This window comes from Gordonia sp. SMJS1 (genome assembly GCF_029866425.1).
Classification (GTDB): domain Bacteria; phylum Actinomycetota; class Actinomycetes; order Mycobacteriales; family Mycobacteriaceae; genus Gordonia; species Gordonia hongkongensis.
This window is the reverse complement of the sequence record NZ_CP123381.1, coordinates 2,085,619-2,109,011: the sequence shown is the minus strand read 5'-3', so window position 1 is coordinate 2,109,011 and position 23,393 is coordinate 2,085,619. Positions and strand designations below refer to the sequence as shown.

Genomic DNA, 23,393 nt, shown 5'->3' with positions numbered 1-23,393 from the left:
CCGACCGCGCTGCGGTTCGGTGGCGTCCGAAGGCGTGCTGAGCGTCAGGCGTTGTCGGCGTTGCCCTTGCGCCACACCGACCACGGGATGTTCCAGTCGCCGAGACCATCGGTGCCCGACAATGTTCCGCCCGTGGTGTTCTTCACGATGACCGGGTCGCCGCGGAGGGTGTTCTCCATGACCCAGAGAGCGTTCTCCGGACTCAGGTTCAGGCAGCCGTGACTCGTATTGGTGTTCCCCTGCGCCCACACCGACCATGGTGCGGAGTGGAAGAAGATGCCGCTGTAGGACATCCGGGTCGCGTAGTCGACCGGGGTGCGGTAACCGTTCGACGAATTGACCGGCACGCCGTAGGTCGACGAGTCCATGATGATGTGGTCGTGCTTGTCCGAGACCAGGTAGATGCCGTTGTCGGTCTCGTCGCCGGCCTTGCCCATCGACGTCGGCATGGTCCGGATGACCTTGCCGTCGCGTTCGAAGACGACCTGCTTGGTGTTGTCGTCGGCCGTGACGATCATCGAGCGTCCGACGGTGAAGTTGGTCCGCACGTTCTCCTGGCCGAAGAGTCCGTCACCCAGGTCGATGCCGTAGGTGTTGACCGCGACCCGCACCTTGGTGCCCGGCTTCCAGTACTCCGCCGGCCGCCACCGGACCTCGCTCGGGCTGATCCAGTAGAAGGCCCCTTCGACCGGAGGGTCGGTGGTGATCCGGATGGCGCGCTGCGCCGCACGACGATCCGCGATCGGCTCGTCGAACTTCACCGCGACCGGCTGTCCGATACCGACGGTCTCGCCGGGGCTCGGTGTCAGATACGCCTGCGTCAGGTTGTTGGGGCTGCTCGTGGTGAAGGTGACCTTCTTGGTGACCGCACCACCGATGCCCACCGCGTCGGTCTCCAGGGTGTAGGTGCGGTTGTAGCCGAGGGCCTCGTTGCTGACCCACACCGTGTCGTTGTCGGCGAGGGTGCCCTTGACGGGGGTGCCGTCGGACTTCTTGATCAGCACCCGGCTGATGGTGCCCTCACTGGTCTTCACCTTGATGGGCGCACCCGGCTGCACGCCGACGGCGTTGTCGTTCAGGGGACGTTCGGCCCACTCGGTGATCTCGAGACCCGGCTTGAGCAGATCGTCGAAGAGACTCGAACTGCTGACGTTGTCGGAGTACGACGCCTCCTGCGTGCACGACGTCACCAGCGCGACGATTGCCAACATCACACCGCTGATGATCAGCGGCATCCGCCGAGTACGACCGATCCCCATCTCACTCCCGCCTGTCGACGCCCCGACCCCGAACCGGTCGGTCACGCTGCCCCGCAACCTTGAGAACACTGCACACCCCGAATCCGAAACGGACATTCCGAACCCCGATGTCGCGGACCAGTGTACGAGAGATCGGACCGAACGCTTCGGCCGTCATCCATTCGAGCGGCGTGTTGCGCACCCGAAACGCCGAACGTTCATCTGCCGTTCATCGACCACCGGCCGCGGTCGAAACCGTCTGAGACGCCACAAGACGCCTCGCTCGATGCGAGGCGTCTTGAGTACTCTGTGCGCCATCAGGGACTCGAACCCCGAACCCGCTGATTAAGAGTCAGCTGCTCTGCCAATTGAGCTAATGGCGCTTGGCGGTGCGAGATGGAACCTTACAGGACCCCCGCGGCAGAAGTGAAATCGCCTGGTCGGAGTGGCTTCTGCCGTTCGACGGGCCCGTGCGGACGAGGTCGCGCCGCCGATTGCTGGATCAGCGGGTCATCGCGAGGCGACCTTGCGGACGACGACGAGCAGGACCAGGGCGCCGACCCCGGCGAGTGCGTACTTCACCGCAGGCGTCTGCAGTGTCGCGAGAGCCTTCGACTTGGCGTCGTCGGCGAGCCGCTGGGGGTTGGCGCGCTCGGCCAGCGCGTCGAGCGTGCTGGCGAGGTCCTCACGGGCCTTGGCGATGTCCTGCTCGATACGTTCGGTATCTCCGGCCACGTTGCATCCTTCCGGCGCTTCTCGTTGGTCTTCTCACTTCCCGGCCGCCGCACGACCTCTCGGCGCCGGGGACGAACCGCCAGATGGCAGCGACTCGATGCTACGACATCCCGGCATCCGGGCATGTCGCCATGCACTAGCCTGGCTCTCATGGCTGAGACCACCACCCGACTGTCCGTGGGCGACACGGCGCCGTCGTTCACGCTGCCCGACGCGAACGGCGACCCGGTCTCGTTGTCGGACTACGCCGGCCGCAAGGTCGTCGTCTACTTCTATCCCGCAGCGGCCACCCCGGGGTGCACCAAGCAGGCGTGCGATTTCCGCGACAACCTCGGCGAGCTGAACGAGGCCGGGATCGCGGTCCTCGGCATCTCCCCCGACAAGCCCGCGAAGCTGGCGAAGTTCGTCGAGGCCGAGGGCCTGACGTTCCCGTTGCTCAGCGACCCGGAGAAGAAGGTGCTCACCGAGTGGGGCGCATTCGGAGAGAAGAAGATGTACGGCAAGACCGTCACCGGCGTCATCCGGTCGACGTTCCTGGTCGACGCCGACGGCACGATCGAACTCGCGCAGTACAACGTCCGGGCCACCGGACACGTCGCCAAGCTGCGCCGCGACCTGTCCGTCTGAGCCGGCCCCGATGCCCGAGTCCGCCGAACCGCTGGTGCCGCGCAAGCGGCCCACTCAGGAACGCAGCAAGCGCAAGTTCCAGGCGATGCTCGAAGCAGCACGCGAGCTGTTGATCGACGTCGGGTTCGAATCGCTGACCTGTGAGGAGATCGCGACCCGGGCCGAGGTCCCCATCGGCACGCTCTATCAGTACTTCGCGAACAAGTACGTCATCGTGTGCGAGCTGGACCGCCAGGACACCGTCGACGTCCGCGAGGAACTCACGGCGTTTTCCTCGGAGGTGCCGTCCCTGGAGTGGCCCAGCCTGCTCGAGAAGTTCCTCGATCACCTGGCGGCCCTGTGGCGCACCGACCCGTCGCGGCGGGCGGTGTGGCTGGCCGTCCAGTCGACACCGGCGACCCGCGCCACGGCGTCGCTGAACGAACGGGTGCTCGCCGAACAGGTCGCGCGGATCATCGCGCCGCTCACGCCGTCGCAGCGCGAACGCCGCGAGATGATGTCCCAGGTGCTCGTCCACACGGCCTACTCGCTCCTGAGCTTCTCCGTACAGGACGGCCACGACCACGACGAGACCGTCGCCGAACTCAAGCGGATGCTCGCCGGCTATCTGCTGCTCGAGGAGTCGACGACGGTCTGAGAGCCGCGCGGGGCTACCTGCCCTCGAGGATGGCCACCGCCGCAGCGGTGTCCCCGTCGTGGGTCAGCGACACATGCACGGTCGTGTCGCGCAGATGCTCGCCGATCTCGCCCGACAGACGGATGGCCGGACGGCCCCACGTGTCGGTCACGACCTCGATGTCGCTGTGCCGGATCAGCGGCAACAGCGGCGACCGCGAGAAGCGGCTCACCGACCACGCCTTCACGACCGCCTCCTTGGCCGCCCAGCGGGCGGCCAGATGCCGGGCGTCGTCGCCGGTCCCGGCGGCCGAGTCCCGACGCTCGCCGACCGTGAACCGGTCGGCGAACGTCGTACCCGGCTGCCGGAGCTGCTCGCCGAACTCCGGGATCGACACGATGTCGATTCCCACACCGAGAACGCTCATCCCTTGGTAGTCGCTCGCGCCATTCGCCTCACCGGGTGTCACCGACCACCCGCCACCGGCTCACCGGCGACGTAGACGTCGGCGCCGTCCAGACGGGTCTGCGGATCGAGGAGCATGCCCGCCTCGGCGTCGTGCTCGTCGACCGACTCGTCGAAGCGACGGTTCGGCGGACGCTGGTAGGCAGGCTCGCCACCGCAGATCGACTGCAGGAAGCGCTGACTGCCCAGGCGGGTCCGCTCGTCGGCGCGCTGACGGTAGGCGTCGCGCTCCTCCGGGTTCAGCGAGGCGATGAACGCCTCCGGGTGCACCACCGCGATCAGTCCGGACACGTGACCGAAGCCGAGGCTGGTCAGCAGACCCGCCTTGAGCGGGAACCGCTCGCCGAGCTGGAGGGTCTCCCGCGGCCAGACCAGGTGCGGGTACTCGGCCATCTTGTCGTCGACACAGTCGAGGCTGCGGTTGGGCGGGATCACGCCGTCACGCAGGATCTGGCACAGACCGATGAGCTGGAAGGCCGCCGCGCCACCCTTGGCATGACCGGTCAGCGACTTCTGCGACACCACGAACAGCGGTGCGCCCTTGCCGCGGCCGATGGCCGCCGCGAGCCGCTCGTGCAGTTCGGACTCGTTCGGATCGTTCGCCTTGGTGGAGGTGTCGTGCTTGGACACGACCGCCACGTCGTCGGCGCTGACGCCGAGCGAACCGAGCGCACGTGCCAGCGGCGAGGACAGTGACCCGCGAGCCGCGCCCAGGGCACCGAGACCCGGAGCCGGGATCGAGGTGTGCACACCGTCGCCGAAGCTCTGCGCCCACGCGACCACACCGAGCACCGGCAGACCCATCTCGGCCGCGACATCGCCGCGGGCGAGCAGGATCGTGCCGCCGCCGGCCGACTCGACGAACCCGCCGCGTCGGCGATCGTTGGCACGCGAGAACCGGCGATCGTCGATGCCGCGCGCGGTCATCTTCGCCGAGTCGGCGGTCGCCGACATCGCGCCGAAGCCGACGATGCCCTCGATACCCAGGTCGTCGAAGCCGCCCGCCACCGCGAACAGCGCCTTGCCGAGGCGGATCTTGTCGACGCCCTCCTCGACCGACACAGCTGCGGTCGCACATGCCGCCACCGGGTGGATCATCGCGCCGTAGCTACCGACATACGACTGGACCACGTGTGCCGCAACGATGTTCGGCAGGGCCTCCTGCAGGATGTCGTTGGCGTTGGCCTCGCCCAGCAGGGTGTTGACGTACAGGTCGCGCATGGAGGTCATGCCGCCCATACCGGTGCCCTGCGTGTTGGCGACCAGACCGGGGTGCACCCAGCGCATCAGTTCGCTCGGCGTGAAGCCCGACGACAGGAAGGCGTCGACCGTGGCCACCAGGTTCCACAGGGCGACCCGGTCGATCGACTCGACCATGTCGGGGCTGACGCCCCAGCGGGTCGGGTCGAAACCGGTCGGGATCTGACCGCCCACGGTCCGGGTCAGCGCGAACTGGCGCGGAACGCGGATCTCGGTGCCCGCCAACCGGGTGACCTGCCAGTCGCCGTCGGCGTTCTGCGTGACCCGGGTCTTCTCCGGGTTGGCACTGGCGAATGCTCGCGCCTCGGCCTCGGAGTTGACCGTGAAGGTCAGGTCCTCGTCGACGAAGACCGAGGTCAGCAGCGGCGAGGTGTTGTCGACCATCGCCCCGTCGTCGGCGTAGCGGCGGATACCGCAGCGGGCGACGACCTCGTCGTGGTACCGCTCGGCGATCTCGCTCTCCGGCACCGGGTCTCCGGACGCGGTGTCGTACCAGCCCGGCTTCGGCGCCGAATCCCAGTGCACCAGTCCGGTGTTCCAGGCGAGCTCGAGAACGCCTGCGGCCGAAAGCTTCTCGTCGACCTCCATCTCGAAGCGGGTGCGGGCCGAACCGAACGGGCCGAGCTCGCCGGCACCCACGATGACCACGAGGTCCTCGGGTCGGGCGTCGATCGACGGCCACTGCGGACGCATCGCCTTCGGGGCGCGCGCCGGTGCCGGCAGCGCCGCGACGGTCGTCGCCGACACCTCGTCGGTGTCCGCGGACTCCTCGGCGGCCGCCGCCGCGGTGGCCGCGAGCGCCTTGAGGTCGGTCGAGCTGTCCAGGCCGCCGGTGAAGTCGGCCAGGATCGGCGCACTCACCGCGGCCGACCGCTGCTCGGGGCGGCACAGGGTGAGCAGGTTCGCCGCCATCTCGTCGGTGCTCCAGGTGCGCACACCCGCCGCCTCGACCGCGTCGACCATCCCGTCGTTGTGACCCATCAGCCCGGTGCCGCGCACCCAGCCGATCAGGGCGTGGGCGAGCGTCGTCTTGGAACCCCAGGACTCCTCGGCCGACCAGCGCTGTACGAGTGCGTCGAGCGAGGCCTTGCTCTCGCCGTAGGCACCGTCGCCGCCGAACATGCCGCGGTTCGGCGAACCGGGCAACACGACGTGCACGCGGGCGGCGATGTCGTGATCGGAATGGACGTCGGCGAGACCGCCGATGAGCCGCTCCACCGACCAGAGGAGCACCTTCATCTCCAGCTCGGCGCGACCACCGGCGTCGGTGAGATCACCGGCGACCCGCGGTGCGGCGAACGGGAACAGCAGCGTCGGCTTCATCGCCGGCTTCACCACTGCCGTTGTGCCACCGAGGTTCTCCGTCTGCTCCCCCGCGATCCAGCCGACGAGGTCGTCGACATCGGCGTACGACGCCATGTTCGCGGGAGCAATCCACAGCGCGGCACCGGCCCGGGCGTTCTCGCGGTACAGCTTCTTGTAGAAGGCGAGACGGTCGGAGTTCAGGCGCGACGTCGTGGCGATCACGGTCGCGCCACCGGCCAGCAGCCCGGCGACCACGCCGGCGGCGATCGAACCCTTGCTCGCACCGGTCACCACGGCGATCTCGCGGCTGTAGGCACCCTTCTCGGGATTCTCCGCAGCGTGCGCGATCGCGCCGAAGATGCGGCCGTGCACGGCGTTTCCGTTCGCGAGGGCCTTGCCCTGCCACCAGGTGGCGTGGTCGGCGACGGTGTCACCGGCTCCGGCGAACCCGCCGACGATGGTGTCGAAGTCGGCGTCGAGGTCCTGCTCGTCGGTCAGCCAGAGTCGGACGAGATCCTCACGGGCGGTTGCCCACCGGTCGTCGATGAGGACGACCTTGGCCGCGTCGAAGGCCGGCGCCACCGTACGGGCCCAGTCCGACCCGAGTTCGGCGCTGACCAGCTCGGCGAGCTCGGCGTTCGGGTCGGCCACGGCCTCGGCGAGATCGGCGACCTCGGCGAGTCCGAGCTTGTCCAGCAGGGTGTACGCGGCCGAGGCCAGCGCGCCGGACCGGCCGGTGATCTGCTCGGTGAACTCTCCCAGCGCCGCGGCGTCGACCGTTGCGCCACCACCGGATTCGGCGGCCGGCTTGCCGACCGGGATGCCCTTGACCGCACCCACCGCGGACACGGCCTTGTCGATGAGGGTGTCGAGTGAATCGGTGTCCGTCAGCGGGCCGTCGAGCAGATTGCCCAGCGCCTCGCCGCGGACGGACGCGCCGTCCCTGGTGCCCAACGCCAGCGCGACGGTGGTGTGCAGACCCCACCCCGGACCCAGCTGCCAGACACCCGACACGCGGTCGGTGATGTAGTTCTGGCGCTTGCCCAGCGGGCCGAGCACCTTGCGGACCTGGTCGCTGACCGCATCGGTGAGCACCGCACCCAGCGGCCGGTAGCCACGGGCGAGGGTCTCCACGGTCGACGACAGCGCGGTCATGTCGGCTTCGGCGGCACCGTCGATGGCGCCGAGTCCGAGCTCGCCGCCGATGTCGAGGAGCAGCTGGTTACGACGCGACGACACACCGTCGCAGAGCGCCTCGATCGTGTCCGCGGACCCGATCTGGTCGACGCGCATCTTGGTCCACAGCGCGATCACGGACTTCACCGCATCCGACGGCGTGAACGCGATGTCGTCGGGACGCGGGCCGCCGGCTGGTGCCGCCGGTGCCGCGGGAGCAGCAGGCGCGGGCGCCGCCGCGGCGGCCGGAGCCGCGTCCGCCGCCGACGTCTCGGCCGCTGCGGGAACGTCGAGCTCGTCCTCGTCGGGCTCGTGCCCGGCGTCCTTGGCCAGGATCGTGTCGGTGTCGCGCTCGACGTTGAGCACCTCGGTGGTGGCCGCGGCGTAGTCGTCGAGCTTGAGGGTGTTGGTGGCCAGACCCGACAGCGTCGGGGCGCCCTTCAGACCGATCTCGACGAAGCGCTGGACTCCCAGCCCGTTCCGCTCGGGACCGCTGAACAGCAGTTCCTGGGTCTCGATCCACCGCACCGGGCTGGCGAACTGCCAGGCGAGCAGCTCGATCAGGATCACCCGGGCCAGTTCGCTCGGGGTCGCCTCCCAGGCGTCCCAGTCGGCGAGGACCTCGTTCAGCGGATCCGACGGCACCAGCGCCGCGATCTCCTCGACGAAGTCGCGTCCGAGGTTGAACAGGCGCGGCACCAGGTTGGGGATGTAGCGGCCGATCAGGATGTCGATGTCGATGTCGGCGGGCAGCAGCTCGGCGAGCTTGCCGCGGAATTCCGGGACCCCGGCGCGCAGCACGCTCGAGTGGAACGGGACGTCGATGCCCGGGATCAGGATGAACGCGCGCTTGCCCCCGAACTCCGCACGCCGCCGGTCGATCTCGGCCTCGAGCAGTTCGAGACCGCGAACCGTGCCGGCGATCGCGTACTGCGAGCCGAGGAGGTTGAGGTTGACGACCTCCAGGAACTCGCCGCCCGCGGCGCCCACGCCGGACACGAAGTCGGTGACCTCGGCGTCGGCCAGACCGAACTGGCTCGGCCGGATGGCGGCCATCCGATAGTCACTGCGCCCCTGCTCATCTCGCGGGACGAGGTGATGCATGGCCTCGCCGCGCTGGAACACGACTTCGAGGACGGCCTCGAGCGGGAGGACGCCGGCACATGCGGCGAGCGCGTTGTACTCACCGACCGAGTGACCACACGTGATGGCACCCTCGACGAAGCCACCGGACTCCTTGAGCTCGGCGATCTGCGCGACACCGAGCGTCGCCATGGCGACCTGGGTGAACTGCGTCAGGTACAGCACGCCGTCGGGGTGGTTGTAGGTGGTCCCGTTGGCGACGAGCGTCGTCGGGTTGTCGCGGACCACGGCGAGGATCGAGAAGCCCAGCGCCGCACGGGTGTGCTTGTCGGCACGATCCCAGATCTTGCGGGCGGCCTTCGACCGCGAGCGGGCGTCGAGTCCCATGCCCTTGCTCTGGATGCCCTGGCCGGGGAACGCGTAGACGGTCCGCGGCGCGGCGAGCAGACCGGTCGCGCTCATCACGAGGTTGTCGCCGACCTTGGCGCTGACCTCGACGACCTCGCGGCCGTTGTCGAGACCCACGCGGTCGACGCGCACCGAGATGCGGTCGCCGAGCCGGACCATGCCGAGATAGCGTGCGGTCCAGCCGATCAGCGGACGAGGCGATGGCGTCGGATTCTTCGCGTCGGTCGCGGTGACGACCTGCTGCGCGGCGGCCGACAGCCACATCCCGTGGACGATCGGGTCGCCGAGACCGGCCAGCTTCGCGGCTGCGGCGTCGGTGTGGATGGGGTTGCGGTCACCGGACACGACGGCGAAACCGGTCATCCGGTTCGGCGCGGTGATGGTGGCCGTCCGGAGCAGCTTGCGGGTGGCCGACTGCTCGGCGGCGGGTGCACCGCCGGCCCGGGCCGGGTCGGTGAGCTCGGCGGCGCCCAGACGCCCACGGATCGCGAAACGCTCCTCGAGCGTCGCGATCGGGCCGGCTGGTCCGGCGATCTCCACCGTGACCTCGACGACACGACCGACGTCGGCATCCCGGACCGCGCCGGTCCGTGCGGTGACGGTCAGTTCGGCTGCGGTCGCGGGGATCTCCCCGGTCAGCGCGATCGCGTGATCGAGGTGGACCAGGTCGAGCAGACCCTCGACGACCGGGTCACCGGAATCGGTGCGGGCGGCGCCGATGACGCTGAACACGCTCGGCCAGCACGCGCCGACCAGGGTGTCGGGCACGGCGAAACCGAACGGGTCGGTCGGGGTGGTCGGACGCAGGTGCGGCGGCAGGGAGAACCCGGTCACCGCAGCGTGATCGGCGACCGAGTCCGGCTGCCAGGAGACGGTCGTGACCGACACGCCATCGGTCACCTCGGCCAGGCTGCCGCCGGCGGCCACGGTAAGGATCTCGCGCATCGCGGTCGACGCGTCGTCGAGGCCCACCAGCGGCGAACCACCGTCGCGCAGGCTCTCGCCGGCCAGCAGCGGGATACGCACGGAAGCGCCCGAGATGGGGACGACGAGGTCGAAACGGGTGGCGTCGGAGTCGGCGGAGACCTGCTCCAGGACGGCGCCGCTGACGGCGTGTTCGGCCCGCTCGGGTCCGACCACGGTCCAGGCGTCGCGATCGCCGAGCAGCGCGATCGGGCTCGCCACGATCCGGCCGGCCCAGCTGACGTCGTCGGACTCCAGCACCGAGGTCAGCACGCCGGCTTCCTCGGCCAGCCCGGCCCGGTGCCGGGAGGCGACGGCGACCGGGCGCTCCCCGGAGGCCTGCAGATCGGACGCGACACGGGCCTCGAACCGATCGAGCAGTTCACCCACGGGCTCGTCGACGCGGGTGATGCCCGCGACGGCGACCGGCCCCGGGATGACGCAGACCGCGTCGGCGCCGTAGCGCGGATCGTGGGCCTGCCACAGGGAGTCACTGCGCCACCAGCGGCGTACGTCCTTGTCGATCACCGGCACGAAGTTGACGGGCTTGCCCGGGGTGCGGCACAGCTCCAGGAAGAACGCGACGTCCGCGGGATGCAGGATGTCGGTGTCGATCTCGGGGTACACGCTGCCGAGCGCGTCGATTGCGGCATACGCATCGGCGGCGGCGGTGACCTCGGCGAACATCGTCGGGATGGGCCCGGAGTCCTGCGGGTGCATGCGCGCCTCGGTGCGCTGCAGCATCTCCACGAAGCGCTGCTGCCAGGTGATGTCGGCCCACGGGGCCTGCTCGCCCCGAGCGTCACCGACGGCCAGCGCGGCGTACCGGTCGAGCCACTCGCGGTAGGTCATGGTGGCGACGTCGCCGAAGTACGGCTTCGCGGTGTCGGCCATCGCGGCGATGATCTCGTCGCGGCGGGCGGCCACGGCGTCGGCGTCACCGGCGACCTCGTCGAGCAACCGGCCGCAGCGCGACGCGGTGTTGTCGACCTCGTGGATGTCGGCGCCGAGCTGCGAACGGCCGGAGGCCATTCCGGCGGTGGCGTGACCGGCACCGATCCACTCGTCGATGCCGGCGGTGTCGACGAGGAGCTGCTTGACCTCGGGGGTCGTCGTCGCTTCCTTGGCCGCCATGGCGGCGGTGCCGATGAGGATGCCGTCGAGCGGCATCGTCGGGTAGCCGTAGCCGGCCGACCAGCTGCCGGTGAGGTATTCACTGGCGCGCTCGGGCGTGCCGATGCCACCGCCGACGCAGATCACGACGTTCGGGCGGGCGCGGAGCTCGCCGTAGGTCGCGAGCAGCAGGTCGTCGAGGTCTTCCCACGAGTGGTGGCCACCGGCGCGGCCGCCCTCGATCTGCACGATGATCGGGTGATGCGGAACCTCGGCCGCGATGCGCACGACGGACCGGATCTGCTCCACGGTGCCGGGTTTGAAGGCGACGAACCGGAGTCCGGCCTCGACGAACTCGTCGACGAGCGCGACCGCGTCCTCGAGTTCGGGTATGCCCGCCGAGACGATGACGCCGTCGAGCGGGGCTCCCTGCGCGCGGGCCTTCTGCACGATGCGCTTGCCGCCGAGCTGCAGCTTCCACAGGTAGGGGTCGAGGAACAACGCGTTGAACTGCGCCTCGCGTCCCGGCTCGAGCAGATCGGTGAGCGTGGCGATGTTGCGCGCGAAGATCTCCTCGGTGACCTGACCGCCACCGGCCAGCTCGGCCCAGTGTCCGGCGTTGGCCGCGGCGGCGACGATGGCCGGGTCGACGGTCGTCGGCGTCATGCCGGCGAGCAGCATCGGCGAACGTCCCGTGAGGCGGGTGAAGGAGGTCTCGACGACGGTACGGCCGTCGGGCAGCTCGACGAGGGTCGGCGCGAACTGCGACCACGGGGTCGCGACCTCGGGCACGCCGCCGGGGCTGAACAGGTTGCGCTGTCCGACGCGCAGCGCGGCGGGCACCAGGCCGACACCCTGCCCGCGGACCAGTGATGCGGTGAGACGGGTCGCGATGTCCCCGGGACCGAAGTCCAGGACCCACTTGGCGCCGCCGGCGACGATCGAGTCGACCGAGGCGACCCAGTCGACGTGCCCGACGAGGATGTCGTGGGCGTGGCGGGTGGCGAGGTCACGGTCGATGCCGCAGCGGTCGGCCCACTGGCCGACCAGCTCTACAGCCTCGGCCATCGCCGGGTGGTGGAAGGCCACCGACACCTGCAGGTGGTCGAACTTCGGCGCGAACGGCGCCCCGCCGGTGCGCTTGCGCTTGCGCTCGTCGGCCTCGGTCGCGGCGACCCGCTCACAGAGGGCGGCGAACGCGGCGAGGTGCCGCGGTGCCCCGGACAGCACGACGGCGGTGCGGCTGTTCTTGATGGCGACCACCGGGGCGGTCGTCAGATCGTTGTCGGACAGGCCGGCGCGGTACTGCGCCAGGATCTCGTCGACGCGAGCCGGGCTGACGTTGGTCAGTGCGAGCATCGGCGTGCCGTCGGTGGTGACGCCCAGCCCGCGGCGACGCGCGGTCAACGAACCGGCGGCGCCGATGAGGTGCGCGACGGCCAGCAGCAGGCCCTGACCGGACTCGGCGATCCGGCCGTCGGCGCCCACCGCATCGGTGGCCAGCGAGCCCTGGGAATGCCCGACCACGGCCTTCGGCGGGAGCACGGCGGTGTCCAGGCCCTGCTTGCGGAGTGCCTCCACGGCGGCGAGCTGGGTGAGCAGCACACCCGGACCCGAGAGGGTGAAGTCGGCGAGAGTGGCCTCGGCGGGCACGTCTTCGCCTGCGTCGTGCGCGTGCACCCAGGTGAGCGGGTGGAATCCGGACACCCGTGCCACGACGAGTTCGTCGGCAACCGGCTCGACGAGCCGTTCGGCGGAATCGACGATGGTGGCGACCCGGTGTTCCAGGTCGGCGTCGACGACCAGCTCGGTCAGTGTGGGCAGCCATGCGCCGCCCTGCCCGCCGAAGCTGATCGCGTAGGGCTCGCCCTGCGTGAGCCGCTCGATGAGCGTGGTGGTGGGCCGTTCTGCGTTGGCGGCGCCCTGCGAGCCGGAGCGGAACTGGTCGACGGTCACGGATACTCCTCTGTGGTGGTCGGTCTCAGAGTGTGGATTTGCGGAGTGCGTAGGTGCGGTGCAGTAGATGTCTATGGGTGTTGTGCGGTTGGTCTGCGAGTCGCGGCGGCGCGAGAAACGCTGTCGGCAGCGGCCTTTCCGTGCGCTGACGTGATCGGTCTCGCCGCCGTCGCGCACGACCGGCCGCGGTGGCGACACCGCCGGATCGAACTAGCTGGTACAACAAAGGAACACGCCTGCCGCACAACAACATTGGCGCGCACCGGTTTTGTCCGGAGCCGGCGTCGGCGTGAACATGACACCTATGATGACACACGAAAGTGAGGGAACCCTCATGTTTGTCGGTGACCTGTCGGTATACCGACCAGTAACCGCGCGGGTAACTTTCGGCACCGTGTCAACCACCATGGGAAGCGTCGGAAAACCGCCAGGCCAGGCAACATACCCAGGGGTACGCGTGCGCCCGAACTCTCGCTCGGTCAACCGTTATCAAACCGTTATGTGATGTGGGGCACCACTGCGCGTCGCGGTCCAGCCGAGCCGCAGGCCGAGTGCCATCGAGACACCCCACTAGAGTCGGCCGCATGAGCAGTTGCATCTTCTGCGCCATCATCGCGGGCACCTCCCCGGGTCGCATCGTCTACTCCGACGACGACGTCCTCGGGTTCCTCGACATCCGGCCCGTGACCCGCGGGCACACCCTCCTCGTGCCCCGGGTCCACTCCTCCGGGCTCGACGACCTCGACCCCACCCTCGGCGCCGCTCTCTTCCGCGCCGGCCAACGAGTCGCCACCGCGATGAAGACCGGACCGGTGTCCGCCGACGGGGTCAACCTGGCACTGAACGACGGCCGCGCGGCCTTCCAGACCGTCTTCCACACCCACCTGCACGTCGTCCCCAGACACGACGGGGACAAGCTGAGTTTCGCCAAGGGCTTCCTCGTCCGCCGCGACCCCGACCCCGACGAGACCGCGGCTGCGGTGCGCGCCGGGATCGAGTCCGTCGGATGACCTTCGCCGGCGAGCCCGACCCGGACACCGGGGCCGGGACCCGGATTCCGGACGCGGTGGCCGACCTCGTGCGTCGCGCGGAGTGGATCACGGTGTTCAGCGGCGCGGGTATGTCGGCCGAGAGCGGCATCGCCACCTTCCGGGACGCCCAGACCGGTTTGTGGGAGAAGTTCGATCCCGCCGAACTCGCCACCCCGGAAGCGTGGGCGCGCGACCCCGCACTGGTCTGGGGGTGGTACCGCTGGCGCGCCCGCGAAGTGCTTGCCGCGCAGCCCAATGCGGGCCACCGCGCGCTCGCCGAACTCGCCACGAGCCGCACCGTCATGATCGTGACGCAGAATGTCGACGATCTCCACGAGAGGGCCGGCGGCGACGTCGTCAGCCACCTGCACGGCAGCCTGTTCGCCCCCCGGTGTTCGGTCTGTGGGACCCCGTACGACGGCCCCGGCGCATTCCCCGATCCCGGCGACACCGGTACCGCGCCGGATGACCCGCGCGTCGACCCGCCCACGTGTCCGCGCTGCGGCGGGAGGGTACGGCCCGGCATCGTGTGGTTCGGCGAAGCACTGCCCGAATCGGATTGGCAGCGAGCGGATCAGGCGTTCCGTGCGGCCGAGGTGGTGCTCGTCGTGGGCACCAGCGGGATCGTCTACCCGGCAGCCGCGCTACCCGAACGCGCGGTGCGTGCGGGCATCCCGGTCATCGAGTTCAACCCGTCGCCGTCCGCGCTGTCCGACATCGTGACCCACAGTCTGCGGATGCCCGCCGCCGTCGGTCTGCCGGCGTTGCTCGCGTCACTCGGCTGACGAGGTGCGGCGTCACTCCCCCGCGGTGAGGTCGATCGGCTGCCATCTCCCGACGTCGTCCGTCGTCTGAACCGCGACGAGCGACCCCGGCTTGCACCCGCGCTCGTCGAGCACGGCGGCGACATGATCGAGCACGCGGTCGGGATCGAGTTCGAACTCCGACTCGCGCACGCGGACGAATTCCCAACCGCAACGGCGCAATTCACGCTCGCGCTCCAGATCCGACCGAGCCTGCTGCCCGGTCCCGGCGAACTCGTCGGCATCACACTCGACGGCCATGCGCGCATCGGCCCCCAACACGACCAGGTCGACGATCCGGTTGTTGACCGTGACCTTCGGGGTCACGTGATAGCCGAGCGCCGCGAGACGGTTGAACACGCGCTGTTCGAGGAGGTTGTCGAACGGGCTCACGCGTCGATCGTCGGGCACGTCGGACGGCATGGCCCCGATCGACGGACCCTCGTTGGCGGACACATAGGACAGCAGCGAGGCACGAAGGTCGTTGGGGCGCAACTCGTCGAGTCCGATCGAATGGAACAGCCACAACTGGTCCATGGCCCGGGTGGCCGCCACGTTGACCCGGCGTTGGGACTCCGCGCGGGTCAGCGCGGAGATCGCACCGGCGTCCGAGACGACCATCGACAGGAAGACCACGCGCCGCTCGTCTCCCTGGAAGTCCGGGGGTGAGCCGACGCGGATACGACGCGAGCGCCAGGTCTCGGTGTCGATCGCGGCGCGCAGCGCCTTCTCGATCGTCTCCACCTGCTTGACGCCCTGCAACGCGATCACACCGAAGTCCAGATCGTCGTATGCCGGATCGGCCAGACACCCCCGGAGGGCGTCGACGATGGCGGCCGCCTCGGCCTCGTTGCTGATGCCGTTGCCGGTCCCGGTGGCCGTTCCGTCGACCGCGACCGTCCGCAATGGTTCGAGCCGGTCGGAACCGTACTGGCGCACCGGGATCAGCGGCGCGGACCCGTAGAACTGGCGCGACGAGAACTCGATGATCTCGGGCATGGACCGGAAGTGTTCCCGCAGTCCCACGACGTTGCCGAAACGGCTGCGCAACAACGAGAACAGGCTGGACCGCGGCGTCAACCCGTCGCGTAGGTATGTCGGGAGGTCGGGCAGCGTGGCATCGAGTTCGGCGAACGCGGAATCGAGGCTGGTGCCGCTGAGACCGACGGGCGCGCACTGCTTGTCGTCACCGACGACGATCACGCGCGGGGCCAGCCAGAGAAGGAACGCACTGGTGATGTCGGCCTGGGACGCCTCGTCGACGATGACGACGTCGAAGGAGTTGCGGCGCGGTGGGAGGGTCTCGGCCACCTGGCTGATCGACATGATCCAGGCGGGCACGGCGTTGCGCGCCTCGGCCATGGCCTCGCGCGCCGCGCGTCGGAAACGATTGGCATGTTTGCCCGATCCCTTGCCCAGGTTGATCATGTGGTCGCGGTAGGACTGCACGGCCTGCAACTCGCCGGCCGTGGTGCGCGCCAGCACCTCGCGGACGGCGCGCGCAGAGGCGAGCCGGGTGGTGAGGGCCGCGATGTCGACCTCGACGGCGTCGAGGTCGGACTGCAGCCGGTCCTCGGCAAACGGATCGCTGCGTTCCTCCGCCCAGGTGTGGGCGAACCGCCACGCCCACGCCGCGCCCATGTCCCGGGCGCGTTCGGTCCAGATCGGGTCCTGCGCGCTCGACCACATCGTCTTCGCGAGTTCGGGTGCCCGGCTGCGCAATCGGAGCCCGAGAAGCTCCAGGGCATTCTGCTCGTCGGCCTCGGCTGCGGCGGCCGCGAACGCGCGCCGCGCGTCTCGGATCGCGACCGGGTCGGCCGTGGCGAGTGCCGAGAGCAGCGCGTCACCCTCCGGCGACGGCCCCTGTTCGAGTTCGGTCGTCAGGCCGTACACGCGGTCGGCGAGTTCCTGTTCGGCGAGGACCGCGTCGTTGGCGGCCGCCACCGATCGCGCCTGATGGGCCACCTCGGCTGCCTCGGCGACGGTACGTGGTCTCGGGCCGCCGGGGCTGATCGCCTCGAGTTCACGGACGAGATGCTCCCGGCCGGTGAGCAGCCTCGAGATCCACGCCAGTTGGTTGTCCAGGCGGACGAGGTGGTCGAGCTGCGCCGACCGCGACCCCGACGCGTCCACCGGGACGTGCAGGTCCGCCAGGATGCGATGCACCTGATGTACCGCGTCGATGACGGTGAGGTGATCGGCGACCCGGCGCAACGAGGCCTCGTCGCGAGGAGGCCGCCCGTCCACGGTGGCCCGCACCGGCGACTCCTCGACCGCGCGCTGCTCGGGCGAACGCCGCAACCGTCCCCGCCACTGACCGCCGTCCCGCAGGAAGTCGGCGGCGGCGTCGAACAACGCGGCGTCGCCGGGCCGCGCCCCGTCGACGACGACCGCGTGCGCGCCCAGGTCACGGTCCCGACGAGCGGCCTCGGCGATGACCGGTGACAGCGTCGTCACCCGCGACCAGAGGTGCGCGGCGCGTCCGGCGAGCAGCCGATCCGCCATGTCGACGATCGGCTCCGGGTACGACGCCACCTCGCCGGAGGCGACGGCGAGTTCGTCGCAGATGTCCTTGATCCGGACCAACCGGTCACTGTCGACCCCGTCGAGCACGGACAGCAGCGTCCCGGCGCCGGCCATCGGCTCGCGGGGCCGCGCGGCGATCCGGGTGCAGACGGAGTCCATCTCCCCCGGCTCGGGCAGGTGGTGGTCGAGGTCGACGAACCGTTGCGCGAGACGCGATCCGGAGCCACCGGTGCTCGCGAGCAGGTCCGCCAGCCGGACGAACTCGGCCGAGTCCAGCGGGGGCACCGCGCCGTGGACCGGCCCGGGCATCCAGTCGAACGCGGCGGCGTCCGCCCGCACCCGGCGGACGATCTCCGCCGGGGATCCCCGATAGTCCCCCGCGACCCATTCGTGGACCTCGGTCTCTTCCGCACGCAGTTCCCAGAGTTCGCGGAGCAGCTGATCCCGTTGTCGCAGAGCGTGATCGCGGCGCGCGGCCAGGTCGGCGATCTCCGCGTCGGCGACCCCCGGCGTGAACGACGCCTTGCGTTCGGCGAGCTCGGTCACCGCATCGACGATGCCCTCGGAACTGTCCTGGGACACGTCGGCGATCGACACGGTGAGCGCCCGCAGAGCGGGCGGCAGCATGTCCCGGAGCACGTGGAGCGCATGGGCTTTCTCGCTGACGACCAGGACGCGCTGTCCTTTCGCCAGCAAGGCCGAGGTCACGTTGGCGATGGTGTGGGTCTTGCCGGTTCCGGGCGGACCCTCGACCACCACACCGGTGTCGGACCCGAGCCGGGCGAGCACATCGCGCTGTTCGGCATTGGACGGCAACGGGAACAGCGCATCGGCGACCAGGTCCGCTGGATCGAGGACGCCGGGGGCGCGGAGGGCGGCGAGACGGTCGGGAGCCTCGATCGGGCGGACGAGCTGGGTCAGCCCGACCGGTACCTCCGACTCCTCGTCCCGCAGGTCGTCGATGATGGCGTCGTAGAACGCGAGGGAACTCTCCACCCCGCGGCGACGGAGGACCACCGCGGGCCGACTCTCCACCGTCAACGACACACGCTCGGCGTCGACCTCGATCGCCTCGCGCCATTCGCCCGTCAGCTCGGCGGTCTTCGGCGACAGCACCGAGGTCTGCGCGGACAGCTTGCCGCGGATCCCGACAGCACCCGCGAGATCGAGACCGTCGAGAGCAGCGAGCAGATGGGTATCGCGAACCGCGGGAGACGAGCCCGCCCCGAGCGTCAACCGGATCGTGTCGTCCGCGTCGCGGTCGGCGACCAGAACCTGACTGAGGAGGTGTTCGCGGACCATCGGGTCGGCGTCCGCGTCTGTTGCGTCCCGCACCGTGACCAGTGCGGACGCGATGACGAGTTCGAGTTCTTCGGGCTCCGCGCCGAGCGCGTCGACCAACGCGGCGAGTTCGGCGTGGACCGCGCCGGCCCGAGCGGCGTCGGGATCGTCCGGGCCGACCTCCACCACGACCTGGCCCGGCACCGCGTTCGACCGTACGGCGACGGCGGTGGACGGACCGACCCAGACATGGCCGGGGTGGTCGGAGATGTCGTGGACGTCACCGGAGCGAGACCGGACGAGATCGGCCAGAAACGTCATCAGTCGGGTGACCTGATCGCGCAACGTCTCGCGCGTGTCATCCTGCATACCGATGTGTTCCTCTCGTCGCCGGCGACTCCTACGCTACAAGACGCTGGTCAGAGGAACTCCGTGCCGCCGCGCGGGTCGGCCGGATTCCCGACACCGGGCCGGTCAGCCGACGGAACTCGAACGCAGCGCGCGGTATCCGCCGTCGACATAGCGCACGTTGGTGTATCCGCACTCGGCGATCTGTTCGGCGATCCGCGGGGCCTCCGAACGGACCGACACCACGGCGATCTCGGTGTCGCGGTCGCGGATCACCGGGAAGGTGCCCGACGGGGTCGGGGTGAACCGCTTCGGCACCTCGGTCGGGTCAACCACGAGGGCACCGGGCAGACTCCCCTGATGCCGGACCACCTGGGGCCGTGCGTCGACGACGACCGCGTTCCCCTCGCGGCTGTGATTCATTGCCTCGACTGCCGAAATCGAATTCACCACTGACACCGGTGACTCACCAATCCTGTTGCTCGAATTTGTCCGTGTTCATGCGTTCGCGACGGCCATCGGGTGACGGCCGTGGCGTGAATGACCCCCGTCGACCAGGTTACGGAACGATCTCGAATTGACAAGTTTTCTCACACAGCTCTCAGAAGGGCGCATTCATGCGCTCCCTCTGCTAGACGAGCCGCAGCGGAACCGTCAGGGTCAGGAATGGCGACCGCGGCCCGCGACACGCGGGGACGGACGCTTACCCCAATTGTCGCCACGACGACCGTCCCGCCCGCCGCCGTGCCCGCCGGCTCCGCGCTTGGCGCCCCCGCGCGTGCGCGGTGCGCCCATGTCCTTGCGGATGTCGATCGGGTTCTTCCCGATCTTGGTATGCCGCAGCGACGAGAGGGTCTCGTTGTCGAGATCATCGGGAAGCTCGACGAGGCTGAAGTCGTCGCGGATGCTGATGTTGCCGAAGTCGGCACGGGTCAGGCCGCCCTCGTTGGCGATGGCACCGACGATCGCACCGGGCGACACCTTGTGCTTGCGGCCGACGGCGATGCGGTACGTCGCGAAGCTCGCGCCCGGGCGCCGCGGAGCACGCTCACGCTCGGGGCGCTTCTCCGACTGCGGCGGGTCCGGCGTCATCAGGAAACCGCCGTCTCGTGTCTCGAGCGCCAGCGCGGCCGCGATGTCGGCCATCGCGACGTCGTTGTCCCGCGCGTAGTTCTCGATCAGCCCGCGGAACAGATCCAGGTTGTCCGAGGACAGGTTCTGGGTGATCGAGTCGGCGAACTTCGCGACCCGCTGTGCGTTGACATCGTCCACGCTGGGCAGGCCGATCTCGGTCAGCGTCTGCCGCGTGGCGCGCTCGATCGCACGCAGCAGGTGGCGTTCGCGCGGCGAGACGAACAGCAGCGCGTTGCCCGAGCGGCCGGCGCGCCCGGTACGGCCGATGCGGTGCACGTAGGACTCGGTGTCGTGCGGGATGTCGTAGTTCACGACATGCGAGATGCGGTCGACGTCGAGCCCGCGGGCCGCGACATCGGTCGCGACGAGGATGTCGATCGAGCCGTTCTTCAGCTGGTTGATGGTCCGTTCCCGCTGCGCCTGCGCGAGGTCGCCGTTGATGGCGACCGCGGAGAACCCGCGCGAGCGCAGCTTCTCGGCGAGTTCTTCCGTCGCCTGCTTGGTGCGGACGAACACGATCATCGCGTCGAAGGTCTCGACCTCGAGGAAGCGTGTCAGCGCGTCCAGCTTGCGCTGGTGGGAAACCTGGAGATAGCGCTGCGTGATGTTCTGCGCGGTCGCGGTCTTGGACTTGACCGTGATCTCCTGCGGCGAGTTCAGGTACTTCTGCGCGAGGCGCCGGATGGCACTGGGCATGGTCGCCGAGAACAGCGCGACCTGCTTGGTGTCCGGGGTCTCGGCGAGGATGCGCTCGACGTCCTCGGCGAAGCCCATCGTCAGCATCTCGTCGGCTTCGTCGAGGACCAGGAACTCCAGACCGGAGATGTCGAGGGTCTTGCGATCGAGGTGGTCGATGACCCGACCGGGTGTGCCGACGATGACCTGCGCGCCGCGACGCAGACCCGCGAGTTGGACGCCGTAGGACTGCCCGCCGTAGATCGGCAGCACCTTCACCTCGGGCATGTGCGCCGAATACTTGCCGAAGGCCTCGGAGACCTGCAGTGCCAGCTCTCGCGTCGGCGCGAGGATCAGCGCCTGCGGGGTACGCGCGGAGGTGTCGAGGCGGGACAGGATCGGGATGGCGAACGCGGCGGTCTTGCCGGTACCGGTCTGCGCGAGGCCGACGACATCGCGTCCGTCCATGAGCGGCGGGATGGTCGCCGCCTGGATGGGCGACGGGGTTTCATAGCCGACGTCGGTGATGGCCGCGCGTACCCGCGGGTCGATCTCGAGGTCGTCGAACGAGCCGACCTGCGGGTCGGCGGGGGCGTCGTGCTCGCCGTGATTCGAGGTACTCATGCGGCGGAAGTCTCATTCATCGCCCTCAACTGTAATGGCCGTCCACCAGAAAGTCGGCATCACGCCCGGGCGGGGTCGCATCAGCCCCCTGAGCAGGGCACGAGCCACGTTCGGTCACCGGTGTGATGCATCTAACGAATACTGGTACTGTCAGTGCCACTCATCCGGCCATCGGTCCCGGTCACACGCACACCGATGTCCGGAATGTCCATTTGTTCTCTCGTCTCAGGAGTGCCATGCAGCAGCAGTACGCCACCCCGTCCGATCTGACGATCGACGACAAGGCGACGACCGTCGACACGATCCTGCGCTACCGCGCGGAGCGCCCCACGATGCCGCTCTTCCGCAAGCGCTCGCACAACCAGTGGGTCAACGTCACCGCCAAGCACTTCACCGACGAGGTGGACGCGGTCGCGAAGGGTCTGATCGCCTCGGGTGTGCAGGCCGGCGACCGCGTCGCGATCCTGTCGTCGACGCGCTACGAGTGGACCGTGCTGGACTACGCGATCTGGCGCGCCGGGGCGTGCACCGTCGCGATCTACGAGACGTCCGCCCCCGACCAGGTCCAGTGGATTCTCGAGGACTCCGGCGCCAAGCTCCTGTTCGTCGAGAACCATGAGCACTACACCCGCCATCTCCGGGTCATCGACGAGACGCCCACCCTCAAGGAGACCCTGGTCATCGACGACCACGCGCTCCCCACGGTCACCAAGCGCGGCGCGAAGACCGCCGACGCGGACCTCGACCAGCGTCAGGCGAATGCGTTGTCGTCGGATGCCGCCACGCTGATCTACACCTCGGGCACCACCGGACGGCCGAAGGGCGTCGTCCTGACGCACGCGAATTTCCTCGCCGAGACGGCCGCGACCCGCGACGCGGTCGGCGCCGGTATGCGGGAGGGCAAGTCGACGCTGCTCTTCCTGCCGCTGGCGCACATCTTCGCCCGCGTCGTCGCCGTCGGCTGCGTCGAGAACGGCGTGATCCTCGGCCACACCAACGACCTGACGAACCTCGTCGCGGACCTGGGCGTGTTCAAGCCGAACTACGTGCTGTCGGTGCCGCGCGTGTTCGAGAAGGTGTACAACTCGGCCAAGCAGAAGGCCTACGACGGCGGCAAGGGGTCGATCTTCGACAAGGCCACCGACACGGCGATCGAATACAGCAAGGCGACGGCGGCCGGCAAGGTCGGCCTCGGCCTGAAGCTCCGGCACGCCGTCTTCGACAAGCTCGTGTACGGAAAGCTGCGCGACGCCCTCGGCGGCCAGTGCGAGGGAGCGATCTCCGGTGGCGCTCCGCTCGGTGCGCGCCTCGGCCACTTCTTCCGCGGCGTCGGCATCCCGGTGTACGAGGGCTACGGACTGTCGGAGACCACGGCCGCGGTGACGGCCAACAACGAGGAGAACCAGAAGGTCGGTTCGGTCGGACGCCCGATCCCCGGCGTCACCGTCGCCATCGCCGAGGACGGCGAGGTCCTGCTCAAGGGGCCGGTCGTGTTCGGTGGGTACTGGAAGAACCAGGCCGCCACCGACGACGCGATCCGCGACGGGTGGTTCCACACCGGTGACATCGGCACCCTCGACGACGGCTACCTCTTCATCACCGGCCGCAAGAAGGAACTGATCGTCACCGCGGGCGGCAAGAACGTCTCGCCGGCGCAGCTCGAGGACACCATCCGGGCGCACCCGATGGTGAGCCAGTGCCTCGTCGTCGGCGACAACAAGCCGTTCATCGCCGCGCTGATCACGATCGACCCCGAGGCCGTGCCCGGTTGGTTGGACCGTCATGACCTGCCCGCCGACACCCCGATCTCGGACCTCGTCGACAACGCCGATCTCAAGGCCGAGATCGACGCCGCGGTGAAGGAGGCGAACACCAAGGTCTCCAACGCCGAGGCGATCAAGAAGTTCTCGATCCTGGACACCGATTTCACCATCGACACCGGTGAGCTCACCCCGACCATGAAGCTCAAGCGCAACGTCATCCACGACGCGCACAAGGAAGCGATCGCCGACCTCTACACCTGAGC

At 69.4% G+C, this 23,393-nt stretch carries 12 protein-coding genes and 1 tRNA gene; 5 read left to right on the top strand and 8 right to left on the bottom strand.

Annotated elements, in window-relative coordinates; all coding sequences use genetic code 11:
* Positions 1-44: 44 nt before the first annotated feature.
* The 3 genes from QAD21_RS09605 to QAD21_RS09595 all read right to left on the bottom strand — a co-directional run bounded on the left by QAD21_RS09605 (position 45) and on the right by QAD21_RS09595 (position 1,973).
* Positions 45-1,235 (bottom strand): Ig-like domain-containing protein, encoded by a 1,191-nt coding sequence (locus QAD21_RS09605; protein WP_058250283.1) that lies wholly within the window; start codon positions 1,233-1,235, stop codon positions 45-47.
* 313 nt (positions 1,236-1,548) lie between these two features.
* Positions 1,549-1,621, bottom strand: a tRNA-Lys gene (locus QAD21_RS09600).
* A 127-nt stretch (positions 1,622-1,748) separates the two neighbouring features.
* On the bottom strand, positions 1,749-1,973 hold the full coding sequence (locus tag QAD21_RS09595; RefSeq protein ID WP_058250014.1) for a DUF3618 domain-containing protein: 225 nt from the start codon (positions 1,971-1,973) through the stop codon (positions 1,749-1,751).
* Between the two features lie 150 nt (positions 1,974-2,123).
* On the opposite strand from QAD21_RS09595, the gene bcp reads away from it, so the two are divergent.
* Both bcp and QAD21_RS09585 read left to right on the top strand, forming a co-directional pair.
* Positions 2,124-2,600, top strand: a complete 477-nt coding sequence (bcp, locus tag QAD21_RS09590) for a thioredoxin-dependent thiol peroxidase (protein WP_055474734.1) — start codon at positions 2,124-2,126, stop codon at positions 2,598-2,600.
* A 10-nt stretch (positions 2,601-2,610) separates the two neighbouring features.
* On the top strand, positions 2,611-3,237 hold the full coding sequence (locus QAD21_RS09585; protein WP_055474733.1) for a TetR family transcriptional regulator: 627 nt from the start codon (positions 2,611-2,613) through the stop codon (positions 3,235-3,237).
* Between the two features lie 13 nt (positions 3,238-3,250).
* Here QAD21_RS09585 and QAD21_RS09580 read toward each other — a convergent pair whose 3' ends face one another.
* Positions 3,251-3,643, bottom strand: a complete 393-nt coding sequence (locus tag QAD21_RS09580) for a holo-ACP synthase (protein WP_055474732.1) — start codon at positions 3,641-3,643, stop codon at positions 3,251-3,253.
* A 38-nt stretch (positions 3,644-3,681) separates the two neighbouring features.
* Entirely contained in the window at positions 3,682-12,945 is a 9,264-nt protein-coding gene (locus QAD21_RS09575) for a type I polyketide synthase (RefSeq protein WP_280361275.1), read from the bottom strand.
* Positions 12,946-13,529: 584 nt separating this feature from the next.
* On the opposite strand from QAD21_RS09575, the gene QAD21_RS09570 reads away from it, so the two are divergent.
* Together QAD21_RS09570 and QAD21_RS09565 are read left to right on the top strand one after the other, a co-directional pair.
* Positions 13,530-13,955, top strand: a complete 426-nt coding sequence (locus tag QAD21_RS09570) for an HIT family protein (protein ID WP_065629038.1) — start codon at positions 13,530-13,532, stop codon at positions 13,953-13,955.
* Positions 13,952-14,761: an NAD-dependent deacylase gene (locus tag QAD21_RS09565; protein WP_137809293.1), complete on the top strand. Its 810-nt coding sequence runs from the start codon at positions 13,952-13,954 to the stop codon at positions 14,759-14,761. The genes QAD21_RS09570 and QAD21_RS09565 overlap by 4 nt, the downstream gene beginning before the upstream one ends.
* 12 nt (positions 14,762-14,773) lie before the next feature.
* On the opposite strand, the gene QAD21_RS09560 is transcribed toward QAD21_RS09565, so the two are convergent.
* The 3 genes from QAD21_RS09560 to QAD21_RS09550 all read right to left on the bottom strand — a co-directional run bounded on the left by QAD21_RS09560 (position 14,774) and on the right by QAD21_RS09550 (position 21,367).
* Positions 14,774-18,955 carry an AAA domain-containing protein gene (locus QAD21_RS09560; RefSeq protein ID WP_137809292.1) on the bottom strand — a complete coding sequence of 1,394 codons (4,182 nt, stop codon included), beginning with the start codon at positions 18,953-18,955 and terminating at the stop codon, positions 14,774-14,776.
* 105 nt (positions 18,956-19,060) lie between these two features.
* Complete coding sequence (locus QAD21_RS09555) at positions 19,061-19,393, bottom strand: rhodanese-like domain-containing protein (protein WP_058250009.1); 333 nt, start codon at positions 19,391-19,393, stop codon at positions 19,061-19,063.
* A 201-nt stretch (positions 19,394-19,594) separates the two neighbouring features.
* Positions 19,595-21,367, bottom strand: a complete 1,773-nt coding sequence (locus QAD21_RS09550) for a DEAD/DEAH box helicase (RefSeq protein ID WP_065629041.1) — start codon at positions 21,365-21,367, stop codon at positions 19,595-19,597.
* A gap of 236 nt (positions 21,368-21,603) precedes the next feature.
* Between QAD21_RS09550 and QAD21_RS09545 the strand changes: the two genes are divergently transcribed.
* Positions 21,604-23,391, top strand: a complete 1,788-nt coding sequence (locus tag QAD21_RS09545) for a long-chain fatty acid--CoA ligase (RefSeq protein WP_159370596.1) — start codon at positions 21,604-21,606, stop codon at positions 23,389-23,391.
* Positions 23,392-23,393 lie beyond the last annotated feature (2 nt).

Coding starts and splice junctions, on each gene's coding strand:
- QAD21_RS09605 (WP_058250283.1), bottom strand. CDS start 1,235: ATGCCGCTGATCATCAGCGGTGTGATGTTGGCAATCGTCGCGCTGGTG.
- bcp (WP_055474734.1), top strand. CDS start 2,124: ATGGCTGAGACCACCACCCGACTGTCCGTGGGCGACACGGCGCCGTCG.
- QAD21_RS09585 (WP_055474733.1), top strand. CDS start 2,611: ATGCCCGAGTCCGCCGAACCGCTGGTGCCGCGCAAGCGGCCCACTCAG.
- QAD21_RS09580 (WP_055474732.1), bottom strand. CDS start 3,643: ATGAGCGTTCTCGGTGTGGGAATCGACATCGTGTCGATCCCGGAGTTC.
- QAD21_RS09570 (WP_065629038.1), top strand. CDS start 13,530: ATGAGCAGTTGCATCTTCTGCGCCATCATCGCGGGCACCTCCCCGGGT.
- QAD21_RS09565 (WP_137809293.1), top strand. CDS start 13,952: ATGACCTTCGCCGGCGAGCCCGACCCGGACACCGGGGCCGGGACCCGG.
- QAD21_RS09560 (WP_137809292.1), bottom strand. CDS start 18,955: ATGCAGGATGACACGCGCGAGACGTTGCGCGATCAGGTCACCCGACTG.
- QAD21_RS09550 (WP_065629041.1), bottom strand. CDS start 21,367: ATGAGTACCTCGAATCACGGCGAGCACGACGCCCCCGCCGACCCGCAG.
- QAD21_RS09545 (WP_159370596.1), top strand. CDS start 21,604: ATGCAGCAGCAGTACGCCACCCCGTCCGATCTGACGATCGACGACAAG.